Source organism: Paracoccus litorisediminis (assembly GCF_009711205.1).
GTDB classification, from domain to species: domain Bacteria; phylum Pseudomonadota; class Alphaproteobacteria; order Rhodobacterales; family Rhodobacteraceae; genus Paracoccus; species Paracoccus litorisediminis.
This window is the reverse complement of record NZ_WMIG01000005.1, coordinates 248,243-263,810: the sequence shown is the minus strand read 5'-3', so window position 1 is coordinate 263,810 and position 15,568 is coordinate 248,243. Positions and strand designations below refer to the sequence as shown.

The window sequence follows — 15,568 nt, the reverse complement described above, 5'->3', positions numbered from 1 at the left end:
TCGCGCTGATGCCGTTGGGCCGAACGATGTCTGGGCAATGGATTTTGTCCATGACCAGTTGGCTCTGGGCAAGAAGCTGCGGATCCTGACTATTGTCGATACGCATTCCCGCTATTGCCCCGCGACGATGGCCGCCCCGTCGTGCTGTAGAAGGGCGCGAGATGATGGCGCGTGTCACGGAGATCGACGAAACGGTCTATGCCTCTGAGCAGATGATCCGCCGGGGCATGGTCTTCTAGCGTGAACTCGCAGAGCAGTGCACCCTGCGAAACCTGCCTCGACCCCATCATCGCCAGTTCTCCTAAGCCTCAGGAGAAGTGAATCAGCAGCCAAGCCATCACTCAAGTGGAGTTTTTCAACAACATTTCCGCATCGCTGCCGCCGCTCAGGTTCCCGGCGCCAGGTTCTATCGCTGCACGCGGCTATCGTCGCTTAGAGCCCATCAGCGACATTCGAACTCGCTGCAGCAAGGGGTAGTCCTCCTAGGTGCAACGAAAAGCAGCCTAAGACCGGACCTTCGCATCAGTCGTGGGCACGAAGGGTAAGTAGCCTGCTGCCTGCGAGAAAATGCGCCGCCAGAGAAAGGATTGCAGTTGCGCCGACCGAGGCGATCAAATTTCGCAATAAGCTTGGCCTTACATTCCTCCGTATGATTAAAGCACACACGGGTGAGCGCCGATACGAGTGAGTTTTGGGCGTTTGCCGAATGGCATGATTCTTTATGTCCTTCTGCGAACCAAATTCGCGATGCTATAGCTCGAGCGTTAGGGAAAAGATTGCCATGCTTAAGGTCCGTAGGACAACACCATCCGCGCTATTCTTCGATACTATCGACGAGCCCCGGGAGCGCCTTCTTCGTTGGGCCCATCGCTCACTTGAGGAACGGCGGCAACGGCGGGCCCCAATCGATCATGACCTCTTTCACGGTAGCGACCTCGCGGAAATGGTCTACCACGACTTTGACGGCGCCTGCGCTTTTTGCGAGCGCCCGGTCGATCCTTCCGACGGCGTCAGCCACTTCCGACCCCTCAGCATCGATGGGGACCATGATGGCGAGCGGCACACCGATCACTATAGTTGGCTCGCCTACGAGTGGTTGAACCTCTTCCTTATATGCCGCATCTGCCAGAAGCAGCGCAGCGATAAATTTTATGTAACGGGCAGACGTGCTCGCTTCTTGGCGACGTTCGACGAAGTGCGCGCAGAGGAAAGACCTCTCCTCATCGACCCGACGATCGAGAATCCCGCGAGCCACCTCTCTTTTCTTTTCTCTGGTGAATGCATTCCGAAGCGCAGTTCCGCCAAGGCTAAGGTGACGGTCGATCTTCTTGCCCTTAATGATGATGAACTGGTCTATCGTCGGCATAATGCAATCGAGACTGTAGTCGGGGCGTGGAAGAACGCTCTCCAAGACGACGCTGACATATCAGGCGTCGCGCTTAACACTCCATTTTTCGGAGCATGGCGCGACGTACTCGCGCGGACGCTAAGCGAGTTCGGAATCGCAACCCTCGGTGCTAGCAGCGGGCATTCGCTCGTGCGCCGCTTGCGCGACTTGATCGAGAAGAATGATCGCAACGGCCGCGATCGGATGGCGGCTGCAATAGACTTGGTCCGCAACTCTGATCAGATCAGGCAAGCGCAATTCCATCGCGAGTCGGCGGAACTTGAGCGCGTTTTCTATCCTGCTATCGTGCGTTTACCCGATGTGGGGTTGAGAGCCCCACAGGCAGAGATCAAGTGCGTTCAGATCACAAACTTCAAGGCAATTGATCGCTTGGATATCAGTCTACGGGAAGCAAGATCCCGCAAGTCAGGTGCATCTTGCCTAATGCTTCTTGGCGAGAATGCTGTTGGCAAATCAACTTGCCTATCAGCCATCGCGTTGGCGCTTCTGGGCACGCGTGAGGCGCAGAAGCTCCGGCTTTCCTATAGTGATCTAGCAAGAAGCCAGGCCCCTGAATCTTGGGACGTGTGGGGACGGGAACCCCTTGAGGTGCGGCTTCAGCTAGATGCGGGGTCCGAGCCCGCGATATTCATTTACGATCCCGTCAGGGGAGGTGTCGAGGGTTCATCCGAGCAATCGACCATTGTCCTTGGGTACGGTCCACACCGCTACTTCGCAAAGGCGCGAGGTCGCAGGGGTACCAGCGCAGCGCACGGCGTGCGCAGTCTCTTCGATTCACGCCAAGCTCTGCCAGACCCGACAGAGTGGCTCGACGGCTTGAGGGGACGCGCCTTTGACGAGGTAGCACGAACGATCCGGACGATACTGCCTGTAGGTGATGACGATCAACTCGTGAATGATACCCGTTCAGGCATCTGCGTATTTGCCCAAGGTCAGTTGACTCCGGTAGGCCAGCTTAGCGAAGGCTATCGTTCCGTCTTCGCCATGGTCACGGACATATGCCGGAACCTGCTTGAACACTGGTCAAATTTAGAAATCGCACACGGTGTGGTGCTGGTAGACGAGATCGAAACGCACCTGCATCCGAGGTGGAAGATGCGCGTCATGTCGTCGCTGCGGGAGGCTTTTCCTCGCATACAGTTCGTCGTGACAACGCACGATCCGCTTTGCGTCCGCGGTATGGATGATGGGGAAGTTGTCGTCCTAGCGCGCAACGAGAAGGGTGGCATTACAACCCTTGCGGATCTACCGGATGTTTCAGGCATGCGTGTCGAGCAACTTCTGACTTCGGAATATTTTGGTCTGTCCAGCACTATTGATCCGGAATTGAATCTAGAGATCGCGCGTTTATCAGAAGGAGTGGCGCGAGACCCTAGCTTGAAGATTGGCGTGGAGGCCGACAAGCTCATTTCCCGGCTGACCGTAGGAGACAGCGCTTCGGCACAGATCATCCAAGAGGCTTTGCTACGATATCTACAGGAACGCGAGAAGCCATCGGACGCGCTTGGGGCCAATGCTCGTGCCGACGCCGTCAAAGCGGTATTCCTAGCGTTGCGATCATCTCGGGCAGGCTAACATGAGGAAGCTGGATAGGGCGAATGTTGCAGTTCCGCCATCTTTGGCAGGGCCTAGCCAAGCCGTTGCGAATGAGATCGCAAACGCCATAACCTACTATGCAGCACGCGTGCCTTGGACCGCCGATCACACATCATATCAGTTCCAGAACTACCGCGGAGCGGATGTAAAAATTGCTTTACGTCGACTGGCCGGAGGAAATTGCGCCTACTGCGAGAGCAAGATCGGAGCGGTTGGCGCTCGTGAGGTCGAGCACTATCGACCCAAAGGCGGCATTGCCGCCCTCGCTGGGCATCCGGGTTACTGGTGGCTTGCCCACCGTTGGGACAATCTCCTTCCAACCTGCCGGGACTGCAACAAAAGCCTGCGCCAGCATATTGTAAATCCCGGCATGACCGAAGCCGAAGTGCTCGAACTCCAGGGAAGAAGAGCCGCAGCGAGTTTCGGGAAGGCGAATCAATTCGAGATCCGAGGACAGAGGGCCGTCGGGGGGGCTGTAATGTTGAACTCGAAGATCCGCTGCTTATCGACCCCTGCCGGAACGATCCCAGTCAGCACATTACTTGGGATTTCTCGGTCGAGTTGACGTTGATCGAACCTGTGCCCGTTGATGATGGTTACAGCGTGTACGGCGCCTACACGATCAGGACGTGCGCGCTAAATCGAGCGGAACTGGTGTTGGATCGGATTCCGGCACTCCGACCAATGCGCGCAATACGAACAAGGCTAATTAACAGGTTAAACATATGGAGCGGGGATGCTGGTGAGCTTGCCGAAATTTTGCTTGACTGTGAGACACTGTCCTCTTTTGCAAAACATGATCAACCTTATGCCGGCATGGCTGCAGCCTTCATTCGCGATTTCGAAGATGAACTCGATCGTTGGCGGGTTTCTCAGGGACTACCCCCGTTCTAAGAACGGTATCTAAAACACTGATGCCCGCTAGCGTCGAGCCATTCCTAGGAACGAAGGTCGCGCCATTGATGCCCATTGGCGACTTCGCGTATTTATGAGTAGACTGCGAGCCGTGCGCTTAGGCGTCCGGTTGGAAAACATTCCTTGCGCGGACCGATAATCATTGACGCATGAATAATCGGCAACTCCGCGGCTTCGACTGGTCCAAACCGGCCGGGCGGGTTACCGCCGTTGGGTTTCTCAAGGTTGTCTGAACCAATGACCTCTTATGGAAACATCGCGACAGCCCAGCGGACGAACGAGATGGGGCGCAAAGTGGCCGCTGGCGGAAGAGGCGTCTGAACGGCAGCTAAGTCCGCATTGCGATATGTAGCAAGATGTGTCGGCGCTGGCTCTGCCACAGGCGGGTGATTTCAGAGGCGCGCAAAATTTGCTCGAAATGGGGGAAGGGATGAGCCCTGAAGCCGAACTCTGGTCATCCGTGTTGGTGATAGAGATCCGTGACGCCAAGCGAGGCGACGCCCAGGCGCGGGCATGGCTCGCGCGGCGCTCTCCCGATCTGGTGACGGTCTGCGCGCTCGCAGGCATTGACCCCGACTGGCTATTGCGGCTCGCGCCACGACTGACAGGCCGCGCGCTGGGCGTCCGCGCGCTTGACCCTTCGGCCGAGAAGCTCTTGGCCCGACTGGCCGCGTTGCGACAGCTCACGGCATGACGGCTCTGCCAATCCCGATCTAGGCCAATGTTGTCGCCGCAGGGCGCGCGGCCTGGCAGACTTTCAAGGCTTCGCGGGCGCTTGGGCTGGACCAACTCATGGAAATAGGCCGCGCGCTTTTGCTGGGGCGACGGTTGGCACTCGAAGCGGCGGACACCGATCGACCAATTGGGCGGCCCTATATCGCCGCTCTCAGGGCGCGGTGCGAGACCGAGGGCTTTGACGATCTGCCGACGCCCTGGCGAATGGACCTGCTCTGGTGCGCCAAGCATGAGGTCGAGGTGCGGCAGGCCTATGCGGCTCAGCTCGCCGCGCGCACCAAATCGCTGCCTTCGATCAACCCACGCACCCTGCGCCAGTCGGTCGCGAAGCAAGCAGCCGAGGGCGCGCCTAGAAAGCGCAAGGGCGCGTCGGTCGCAATGCTGCCGCTCGCGACGCTCTGCGACCTGATCGGTGCGCGGCTTAGGCGATGTGCGCCTGCCGAAGCCCTAGCCGAAATCGCCGCTCTGGCCGAGACACTGGAGGATGCGGCGTGGCGTCACCTTGAGGTTGCAGGCCCTCAAAGCGTCCGCTGACATTCGCACAAATTCGCGAGCAGCCGCTATTTGCAACGGGAAGAATTGGGGGAAGAGATCGCTCACCATCACGATTTTTCGCGCAAATACAATGAGATAGTGACGCCAAGTGGCGGAGGGGATGGGCCTAGGGTCGAACGTTCTCCAACCGCATAAGGCGCCATGATAAAAATACAACCGTTAGCGAACTGGACCTGAAGAGGGTCAATCCCGCTGCAGCGGCGATCAACATCGGATAGACCATGCATATGGCGGTGGTGAGTCGAGAAGCTTGTGACACGCCTGTCAGGGCATTGGCATAATTACCCAAGACATGCATGATCTGTCGGATTGGTTCGTGCACAACTCGTGATGCGCGGTATGAAACCTAGCCATTAAGACAGCTTTTGCTGTTGTTGGACCGCATGACGAGTAAGCTCAATGATGGTATTTTGAAAGGGGCGCCAGATCTATAGATGACATGTCAATAGAATTTCAATACGCACTCAATTCCCTTGTCGCCGTCGGTATTCTTCTTAGGCCCTCAAATCACTGCCGTTGTAGGACGTTGATGAGAAGCAAGGTTATCAATCTGATATCGCATAGGTTTCGTTCCTCAACTGGCATGTTAGCGCTTAGCGCCAAATAATGTGCTATGAGCTAAAGTGCGGCCGGTGTGGCTCCTTGGTGTTTAAAAGATGGAAGCGAATAGGTGTGAGTATCTGTTGAATTATTACCTGACGCGATGGAGTGGGATCTCTAAAGAGGAATGGGGTATTGAAATGGTGCTGAAGAACCTTCCGGGATCCGACGCTGGGGCGCTTGGGGTGTTGGGGCATATTGGGCGTATTGCATCTGAAATTTGGCGGGCAGACAAATGGATCGGGATCTGTATCAACATCGCACTGCTAATCGTGTTGTGTGCCTTGGTTGTGCATATGAGTGGAGCCGGTGAGGAAGGTTTTGCATATCTCATAGGAAAAAGCTGGATTCCGTTGGTGGTGGCGATCTGTTTTCTCGTCATTGCGCGTGCCGTAAGACATGCAATATATGGTCATATCATTGTCTGTAGCATGATGTGTCTGACGTTGCTGTTAATCGTGCAAGCTGTTTCTGGAAACAGAATACCATTCGTCATGCCCGCTAATTGCTTATTCGAGTTAAAAAGGCCGGGCTGTCCTTTATCGGGGGTCAGTAATGCCCAGATTTCTGCAGCTCCCACGGTAGCGCTAGTGAGTGCGGAAGCTGCCGTGTCAATGCCAGAGCCAAACTTCATGCCAGGCGCCGGCCCCGTTTTTGTACAGTTCGCGGGTGCCTTGCAGCGTAAAGAAGTGGCCGACATGGCCCTTACGCTGAAAGCTAGGGGCTGGAACATCCAAGGCGCGGACAAAGGTGGCGAGCGGACGGCAAGCGCAGCCGGACTTAATGAGGTCCGGTATTTTCATCCTGCCGACAAGCCGGCAGCGGAAGCGCTAGCAAGTGCGTTAGCGGCCTCCGCTAACTGGGTCACTGGGGAGATTGCTATAAAGGATTTAAGCGCCGCTGGGCTCGCCGCGTCGAAGGGACAGCTTGAGATATGGACCAGTATCTAGAGTATGATAAATCGTGTTATTACTGCATTCTGTGAATTTAGAAGTTTCGATCTTTCTGCAGAGGGGCGGATCCTCGACGTCAAATCCAGAGGTGATCCCCAAGCAAGATTAGCGCGAAATTTATTAACTAACGAATACACACATGCGCGGGAGTACCACTACCCCGATTATTTGTGACCTAATGCGAATCGAGACCGATCCCACCGAACTGAGTAGAGTAAGCATATATAACAGTGGTTATGGAAAAATAGCGAGATGTCATCCAACTCATATTCCAAGAGTTTGGAGGGCTGGGATGGAGTCGATGTCGCCACTAAGCTCAGCAAGCCGTCGTTGACGCAGTTTGTTGAGTGCCTTAAAATGGCGCGGAACAAAGTTAATTATTCGACACTAGTTCAGTTTGCTGGGACATTTCCAGCGGGAGTCGGCCTATCTGGCGATTATACTGTAGGTGTGCGTCAGTTCGAGGGCGTTCTCGGCGGCACCAAATTTCCAACCCGTCAAAAGAGATGTGCATTTCCTTAAATTTTTGACGAACACTCAGCGGGGCTTTGGTCTTAGAATGCCGCAATTGATGGGCGTGAAGTAAGTAGAACTGCTTCATCGGGCTCGGCTCACTTGTCAAAACGATGGCATTGGTCCCCCCGCGGAAAGAGACGACCTTCTGATAAGCCGACTTGCGTAAGAAAAGCCATATGAAAGGATTAAGAATGATGTCCGAACATATCGCAGATGGTGGGAACGGTGTCGCGTCGCCTATTGGAGTTCCGGAAAAAAACGAGAAAGATGTTGAGGAAGTGCACCTCAATCGCGAGATACGCTTTGCTGTCGTCCTTTATGGGGGCACGTCTCTTGCGATCTACATGAATGGCATTAGCCAAGAGTTGCTGCGTATGGTGCGTGGCAGCTCCGAGCTTGCTGACAAGGATCTGGACCCAGTTGAAAAGGTCTATCGGGACATTTCGCTTTCGATGCCCGGAGGAAGAACGCGATTTCTGGTGGATATCATTTCGGGGACATCTGCTGGCGGAATCAACGGCGTGGCGCTGGCCAAGGCGCTGGTCCTCGGTAGCAAGAACCTCAAGGTTCTTCGAGACGCGTGGACCGATAAAGCTAACATCGATCAGCTTCTCAACGACCATTCGGTAAGCCGCCGGAGTCGGACCGAGTCGGTGCTTGACGGCGGTCTGATGTATGAGGTTCTTCTTGGTACGCTTGCGGGCATGGATAGCGCCGACAAAGGTGAGCCGCTTGCAGACATGGTCGATCTCTTTGTCACCGCGACCGATCTCGTTGGGCGCAAAGTGCCTATCCAACTCACCGGGGAGAGTGTCGACGAACCCGTCCACAAGACCGTGTTCCACTTCGCCTATGCAGCCAACCCAGAAGATTCTTCAAAAGCACTCACCAACGATTTCACCAGCAACACTATGCTGGCCTTCGCGGCGCGATGCACCTCATCGTTTCCAGTTGCTTTTCCTCCAATGCGGTTGAGTGACGTACCGCCTATGCATCGTCGTGACGAAGACCTATCACGGTTCTTCCCCAAAGGAGACGATTATGGGTCGCGGGTCTACGCCGATGGCGGTTACCTCGACACCAAGCCGTTCAGTCATGCTATCGACCTCATCCCGTTCCGCTCTGCCCGCTTGCCGGGCGAGCGTAAGCTCCTCTTTGTCGATCCCTTCCCCGACGGTCGTAGTTCTGTTCGAAAAGGTGGCGGTGAGCGCGAGATTGACTTCGTCACGAACGCGAGGCTCGCTGCCACGACGCTGCCGCGACGCGAGGTGATCCGCGACGATATTCGCCAGATCCACACGATGAATCGCCGACTGGAGCGGCTCGGAGCGCTGCAGGATCGGTGGAAAACTGACCAAAAGAAGTTGGCACTTGACGAAAGTCATGAGCCCCAGCCGCTCAATATTGACAAGCTTTATCTTGCCGATCTCGTTTCCCTGAAAGGTTACGGCGATCGGTATCCGCTCTATCATCACCTGCGCGTCTACAGCACCACGGACATGCTTTCGAATCTCGTTGCCGGCATTGCCGGGATTGAACAAGAATCGGTGTCTGCCGCCTATCTGCGCCAACTCGTCCGGACCTGGCGGGATAGTATGTTCAATGCGTACGACGAAGCAGATGAGCGTCGGTCTGAGACTGCTTTTCTGAGCGACTACGACCTGGACTTCCGCCGGCGTCGCCTGGTTCACCTGAGAGCAGAGGCGAAGAAACACCTTGACGATAATCGGAATAACAACGCCGTCAGGAACCTGTGGTGCCAGATTGATTTAGAACTAATTCGGTTGGGTCATCTGGTGCAGCCGGCTCAACCGAATCGCGAGATTTTGCTCGGCAACCTCGACATCGCTGGACTCACTGCAGCGCTAGAAAAAGGCTATCCAAAATTCGCCGGCGCAATCGATCTACCCAGCAAATACCAGGCTGCGATTTATATCTACAAAGGCGAAGCTAAATTACTGGTCGATGCGGCTATGCAGGCGATCGGCACGTACTTGCGAGGAGGTTTCGATGACGCGAGTGCTAGGATCCGCGATGTTCTGGCCGATCCACCTCTTAAAAGCCTTCTTGCCGAGTACGAGCGGTTCCACTGGCACGACGTCGTTACCTTTCCTTTCCTCGAGGGGACGACAGCGGAGGAGCATGCAGAGGTCCAAGTCTTTCGGATCAGCCCAGCCGATAGCAAGATTGACCCCAGTCCCGGCAAGCTCGCCGGGATCAGCTACGGTGCTTTCGGCGGCTTTCTCAGCAAGGACTGGCGCGAGCACGACATTCTTTGGGGCAGGCTGGACGGCGCGGAACGCATAGTCGCGGCACTGATCCCCGATCCGACAGATCCCCGGCGTACCGAGTTTACAGAGAAGCTCCAAGATGAAATCTTGACCGAGGAGTTCGGCGAGATCGGGAAAGACCGGCGACAGGCTATGCTTCGGCGATTGACGGCCGTGAACATGCTGGAGGCGGACAAGCTGAAAGCGATCCAGACGCTTTTCGATTCCGCCCCGCCGATCAAGACCCGAGAAGATTTCGGCATACTTTATGGCAAGCCTCTAGATCCGGAAACGCCGCAGCTCATCAGGTGGGCAAATCGGGCCGGCCTCATCTTCTCTAAGATGCTGGACGACCTGCCGGACAATGGTGCTCTTGCCGGGCTCGGGCGGGTAGCGCCACCGCTGCGGGCAGGAAGTGTGCTCGCCGCCCGGCTGACACTCTTCGCCACACCGGGCAGGTATCCTGGAATGTTAGCTGAGCGCGGGATATTCTTGTTGATTCTCCTTGGCGTTATACTCTTCGCCATATCAATTTTGGTCCATGGGAGCGCATCGCCTTGGCTCGGACTTGGTTTTATCCTTTTGGGTGTGGGGCTATGGAGCCTGCTATATGTTGTCGAGCGAATTTTGCGCGATCGATCGCCGTTGCCTGACGCCGCGCACTGGATTCTCATCCTTATAGTCTTGGCAATGGCTGTGGTAGGGCTCGTGACTGTGGTCCAGTTTGGCAAAGAGATTGCTCATCGCACATTCCCAGCACAGCAATCGGCGTTCCAGCAATAGAGGCCTTTTAGTATTCAGGCGCAAATAGCTATGCTTTCAAGACGAGTGAGTGACCGAAAAATTAAGTAACAGTCTTATCGTATCGATGGAGGGAATAATGGCTCGCAGACCTAGCAGTTCACATGATGTTGACGAAAAATCTACGGAAGACGCTACGAGCGAAAATGAGTCAAACATATTATCTGCTCTCGACGAGCAAACGGACGACGATGAAGCTCAGATTGATGAGCTCGAAGCCTTGGCAGAAACCCCATCCGAAATTAACTATGTCTACATAGTGAATGCAAGAGATGGTCTAAATCTTCGTTCGGGACCGGCGACTGATTTTTCGATCATTCGATCGCTTCCTCTTGGTACTCGGGTTCAAGTTCTCCAACGCGAAGGACGCTGGGGTCTAGTTGACCAACAAGGGGATGGGGCGGCAGACGGTTTCGTGCATTTGTCCTTCCTCATCCGGGCGGCGGACGGCCAGAATAGGTGGGGCGCGACGATCGCTGAGCGTGAGGTCCGTGCTTTCTGGGCGGAAAGGAACCCCAGAGGTGCCAAATTATACAATAACGCCGGCGCGCCTCTCGTTGACCCGCAGCTTTTGCACGCGAGCGCGCTTGGTGCGGTGACATTTGAAGACGTCAAGCCGAACCTTCGCATCGAGTTGTATGGGCCAGGTGGGGGCTTTCGGAAAAGCGGTAGTACCGGAAATCACGGAGCTCAGCCGGGGACGGGACGGGGCGCCGCGATGGATTTTGTCATAATTGACCGCCGTACAGGTAATATGCTGACTAATCATCCGGGTACCCAACATCAACATCAGGGTACTGTCGGGAAAAATGCGCCATCGTATCAGATCTATTTCAATGCGGTAGTGAGATCTGGTTCACAACTGTATCCGCGCTTCGCCGAAATGGCTCGCTTCGGGGGATACTTTAAATCCGGAAGTAACGCGATGGATACCATGCATATCGATATGCGCGGCATGTACGTTCCTATGGCAGGTGGGAGTCTAAAAGGCGGTTTCACACGAGAGCAGATAAGGAAGTGGAATATTCCAGAGAACCACCCATACGCCTAGGTGTTGATACCATGGTTTGATGGTGCGATCCTTTCTTTGGAATGGAAGTATGCCCCTATGGTGCTGTCCGGCGTCAGGGCACTCGGCATTCCGGTCAGGGTGCCGCTGGCATAAGGGCATCCGGGGAAAGGGGAACTGCGGTCCTCAGTTGATTTGCGCAACAGCGCCAAGCTCACGGCACACAGAAAACCGTTCCAAACAGAGGCTGTTTCAGCGGCCTGTTAAAGGGCCGAAACACACTATCAAGAGCAACCGGCCGCCCCTGTGAATTTGCAAAGGGCTTTGAAATCATTTTTGGCCCTACCTACCGACCCCCAGCGTATTTCGGGGATAACTCTTGTTTTCATTTTCTCGATGATATTTTGGTGCCTATCAAAGATTTCATGAACCGCAAGATGCCGCCTTACTTCGTCCCATGTCCCATTTCTCGCGGCCAAGACTGGATCTGCTGCGTACCAAAGCGCTGAATCTGCAACGCGCGAAAGTGTACCACATCTTGATCGGTCCCGCTTCGGGTTCGCTTGAGGGAAGTGCGTCTCGATTTCTCTAGCTGCATCTGCGGTTTCAAGTATCGCAGGTTTGAAACTTTCCCAAAAGGGGTCGAGGTTCGACGCTGTCCTGCATACAAACGAGAACTGTTCTGCAACCAAGAAAACATTCATGGCATCTACCGATAATCTTCTGGAAAGCAATTCTCGGTCTAGGCTTGACTCGACTGCCACATTGGCCTTGCGGAGTTGAGTTACAACATATCCAACTACGACTAGTGCGAGCAGTATTGCAATGACTGCTATACTAATAACTCGCAAGAATACCTGCGCCCTGCGCGATGCGAGCTCAGCATCATCACGCGCGACAGACGCACGTTCGGTCGCTTGCTCAGCGCTCAACCGCATCTGCTTTTCTGCTTCGCGCGCGCGTTCAGCCTGTCTCTGCGCTTCCTGCGCCGCAGTTGCCAACTGGTCTGCCAGGCGACGTGCCTCATCTGAACGTTGTTGAGCCTCCTCGGCGAGTTTACGCAGGCGTGCCTCCTCGCGGGCCCGTTCTTCCGCTTCCTCCAATTCATCAAGCGCCTAGCGCTTCGAATGCTCTTTTGATCTTTCGACGAACGTAACTTCCTCCTCAATGAGCCTGTCCTTGTGGGTCTGAAGCCAGTCTTCGGCTTCGGCGAGCCGCCGGCCCGTAAGAACGCCGCCCTCCGGATCGAGCCGGTACTCCTGCAGCGCCTGTCCGAGTCGCTGGTGCCAGAGCCGGAACTCGCGATCTTCGTTGAGCCAGGTGGTGAGCCGTGTCCAAGAACCGATTAGCGCTTCGTGCACCACCTCGACCGTCTGGCTGCCGTCCGCGGCAATGGCGATCATCACTAGTCGCTCCTGCGCGAGTATCTCGATCAGCTTCCAGTCCGCATCCCTGAACATCGACCGCCCGACAACCGCCCGAGCGTCGGGTAGCTCCTCGGCAACCCGGACCAGCTGCAGCATCACCCGGCGCAGTCCGTCATCGTCGTCGATTTCGCGACGCACGTCTTCGGCATGCTCGTCCAGTGCGGTTGCCAATCCGCTGCGACCATCTTCGCCCTGATAGCCTTTCCAGGTGAGCCGCCGGTTCTCCTGCCGCCGCCACAACCGGTCCAGCGCAAACTGCAGAAGTGGCAGCCCGCCCGGCCGTCCCTTCATCTCTGACACGATTTCGGGTACCAGCCCGTTCTCGAACCCGACGCGGAAGTGTTCTGCCGGCTTCTCGATCGCCGCCGTCAGCTCGGGTGTCCGCATCGGCCCGAGCTTTACATCGGCATCCTTCATCAGCCGCGCCAAGGACCCAATCCGTAGCGCCGCGTCCATGTAGTCAGCCCTCAGCGTGGCCACCGCCCGGATCGGCAGGCGCGATCCGGGCTCCTGACCTGCGATCGCCTCCAGCACCTCAAGGAAAGCCTTCTGGCGCGGCGAGCCATGGTCCGGCGTCACCTCGTCCTTGCGTCTGACAGCCCCATCATGCGCCGCGGCATCGTTGGTGAATAACTCCTCGAACTGGTCGATCACCAGAAGCACCGGCTTCTGGCGTCTTGCCCCCGCGCTCATCTCGCGCGCAATCTCGAATATGCGCCGCGGATCTTTACGCAGCCAGTCCGCCCTCTTGTCTGCCAGATCAAGCCGGGCGTTCAGGTCATCAAGGCCGATCTGGACCCGTGCAAATTCCGAGGCCAGCTCGTTGATCGGATCCTCGAGCGGACGACACTGCACAACGATCCATTCGTCCTTGCGCAGCGCGGGCACCAGTCCGGCGAGAACCACCGACGACTTGCCCGACCCTGATGGCCCCACCACCACTGCAAAGGGGCTTCGACCGAGCTTGCCATTCAATTCTGTCACAAACTCCTCGCGTCCGAAGAACATGTCCGACTCATGTTCGGTGAACTTCTCGAGGCGCAGATAGGGTTGCGCCAGCGGAGGCCAAGCCTTGCAGAGAGTATCCGCCGGGATCAGTGCTCCCAGGCGCAGCCGCTCATCCGGTTCGGACTGACAGACCATGCCGATCAGCTCGGTGCCTCCCGCAGCGAAAGCCGGGGCCCCGCTGAATCCGGGCGTCAGGAAATGACCGCTTTTGCTCTTGTCAACGACCTGAACCCAGCCCCAGAAGTCCTGGACCACGACTTCGCCGCTCGCCGGTGTCCCTTGGTCGTAGCCTGACGGAAAGCCGAAGGTCGTAAAGTGCTGACCTGGCACTAGACGGCGGTTCACACGACCCGGCATCACCCCCCCAGAGACGCTGCTGTCCCCCAACCGCAGGACTGCAATGTCGGCGACAGGATCGTCGATCAGCCGATCGCTCCACACCATCGGAAAGTAGGCCACGATCGAGGCGCAAAGATCGACATGCCCCGTCGAGGGCAGGTCGAGGTTGACGATTTCCCCAACTTCGCATCTTGAAACCTTGCCCCGCCCAAGAGCCTCAGCGACGACATGCGCGCATGTCATAACGAACCTGCCCTCCAGCAGGAACCCCGCGCCAACAACAGACGGGGTGGCCCCGGAAGACCAGATCCGGGCAACATGCTCAGGAAAATGCGACGCCATCAGTCCTAAACCCTAAGCCTCCTGCAATCATGATGGTCCTAAAGGCTAGCGGTGGCGCGGCGTCTACAATAGTGGATTGGTCAGTTGTAGAGCCTCAGGTCGCCGAGAGATTGAGGTGTATCGCCAGCGGTGGGTCGCGAAGATGGCACAAAACCCCTGGAAAAAGCTTCTTTCACTTTCATGGAAGCCTTTTCGACAATGAGGTTTCGATCTTCGGTAATCAGGTCTGGCGATATGATGGCCGTGCGCCTGAATGCATGAAGTGCAACGTCGGCGGCATCAGGTGTTCCATCACGAATTGCTTCCACAATTGAAGCGTATGCGGCTTTCAGTTCCGGAATCTCTGCATAGTCGGCCTTCTGTTTTGTCGACCGAATGGAGAAGACAAAATAGCTCTCCTTCAGTGGCATCCCTTCGTAAAGCAATGCACTTGTATAAGGGTCCATAGAAATTTCGTTGAGATCAAGGACGCCGTCCTCGACCGCGATCACGGCGATGGCTTCTCCCTTGCTAAGGGAAAGGTCTGTGTTGAGCGCGACTTCTATAGCTGAATCTTCGGCTTGGCCGGCGATGAGGTCCATTCCTTCACGAACCAAGGGCAGAAAGGGCTTCGCCAAGCTAACAAAGGAAACCCCAACCTGATCCGCGATCTTGCCGACCAGATCCAGTACCCCTGACATCAAGTTGGTCTGCCTGACACTGAAGAGCCCGAGCTCGAGCCTTAATACACCGCCCCGCCAAGGCGTTGGTCCGAAGAGAAGCTTCGACATCGTGATGACTCGATCAAGATTGTTCGGATCGAGTAGTGCGAGCCCTTTAGGAGTCGTCACGGCAGCAAATTCGGCCGAGTTGTCACCTTCGCGCGCAAGGTTGGCATATGCGTAAACGACGCCATGAAAGCTCGTCGCAAACTTCCGGACATTCTTGATCCGCAGAGACTCTAGGTAGATTTCGATGTAGCAGGTATCAGCCTTGATTTCGGAGCCCGTGATGCCCAATCGGTGACACTTCAAGTCCCTGACCACCATGAACTGGTGCGACTCCTTCGACGCGAGTCGCGTCAAAACATCACCAAACAGACCCAACTTCGCCTC

At 56.1% G+C, this 15,568-nt stretch carries 10 protein-coding genes and 2 pseudogenes; 7 read left to right on the top strand and 5 right to left on the bottom strand.

Annotated elements, in window-relative coordinates:
• Positions 1-121, top strand: a pseudogene (locus tag GL300_RS12660) (DDE-type integrase/transposase/recombinase); the annotation flags it as partial.
• Between the two features lie 4 nt (positions 122-125).
• On the opposite strand, the pseudogene GL300_RS26685 reads toward GL300_RS12660, so the two are convergent.
• Positions 126-290, bottom strand: a pseudogene (locus GL300_RS26685) (transposase); the annotation flags it as partial.
• A gap of 653 nt (positions 291-943) precedes the next feature.
• Here GL300_RS26685 and GL300_RS12650 point away from each other — a divergent pair.
• Positions 944-2,983 carry an AAA family ATPase gene (locus tag GL300_RS12650; RefSeq protein WP_170297662.1) on the top strand — a complete coding sequence of 680 codons (2,040 nt, stop codon included), beginning with the start codon at positions 944-946 and terminating at the stop codon, positions 2,981-2,983.
• Between the two features lie 178 nt (positions 2,984-3,161).
• On the opposite strand, the gene GL300_RS12645 is transcribed toward GL300_RS12650, so the two are convergent.
• Positions 3,162-3,443, bottom strand: coding sequence for a hypothetical protein (locus tag GL300_RS12645; RefSeq protein WP_155039993.1), 282 nt, complete (start codon positions 3,441-3,443; stop codon positions 3,162-3,164).
• Between the two features lie 906 nt (positions 3,444-4,349).
• Between GL300_RS12645 and GL300_RS12640 the strand changes: the two genes are divergently transcribed.
• The 5 genes from GL300_RS12640 (at position 4,350) to GL300_RS12620 (ending at position 11,400) form a co-directional block, all read left to right on the top strand.
• Positions 4,350-4,613, top strand: coding sequence for a hypothetical protein (locus GL300_RS12640; protein WP_155039992.1), 264 nt, complete (start codon positions 4,350-4,352; stop codon positions 4,611-4,613).
• A 98-nt stretch (positions 4,614-4,711) separates the two neighbouring features.
• The gene (locus tag GL300_RS12635; protein WP_155039991.1) at positions 4,712-5,188 is read left to right on the top strand and encodes a hypothetical protein; all 477 of its coding nucleotides are present in this window, start codon (positions 4,712-4,714) and stop codon (positions 5,186-5,188) included.
• A gap of 704 nt (positions 5,189-5,892) precedes the next feature.
• Positions 5,893-6,759 carry a hypothetical protein gene (locus GL300_RS12630; protein ID WP_155039990.1) on the top strand — a complete coding sequence of 289 codons (867 nt, stop codon included), beginning with the start codon at positions 5,893-5,895 and terminating at the stop codon, positions 6,757-6,759.
• A gap of 713 nt (positions 6,760-7,472) precedes the next feature.
• Positions 7,473-10,331 (top strand): patatin-like protein, encoded by a 2,859-nt coding sequence (locus GL300_RS12625; protein WP_155039989.1) that lies wholly within the window; start codon positions 7,473-7,475, stop codon positions 10,329-10,331.
• A 49-nt stretch (positions 10,332-10,380) separates the two neighbouring features.
• The gene (locus GL300_RS12620; protein ID WP_155039988.1) at positions 10,381-11,400 is read left to right on the top strand and encodes an SH3 domain-containing protein; all 1,020 of its coding nucleotides are present in this window, start codon (positions 10,381-10,383) and stop codon (positions 11,398-11,400) included.
• A 242-nt stretch (positions 11,401-11,642) separates the two neighbouring features.
• On the opposite strand, the gene GL300_RS12615 is transcribed toward GL300_RS12620, so the two are convergent.
• From GL300_RS12615 to GL300_RS12605, 3 genes are all read right to left on the bottom strand, one after another.
• Positions 11,643-12,461: a hypothetical protein gene (locus GL300_RS12615; RefSeq protein WP_155039987.1), complete on the bottom strand. Its 819-nt coding sequence runs from the start codon at positions 12,459-12,461 to the stop codon at positions 11,643-11,645.
• Positions 12,462-12,473: 12 nt separating this feature from the next.
• Entirely contained in the window at positions 12,474-14,474 is a 2,001-nt protein-coding gene (locus GL300_RS12610) for a serine protease (RefSeq protein WP_155039986.1), read from the bottom strand.
• An 80-nt stretch (positions 14,475-14,554) separates the two neighbouring features.
• Positions 14,555-15,559: a hypothetical protein gene (locus GL300_RS12605; protein WP_155039985.1), complete on the bottom strand. Its 1,005-nt coding sequence runs from the start codon at positions 15,557-15,559 to the stop codon at positions 14,555-14,557.
• Positions 15,560-15,568 lie beyond the last annotated feature (9 nt).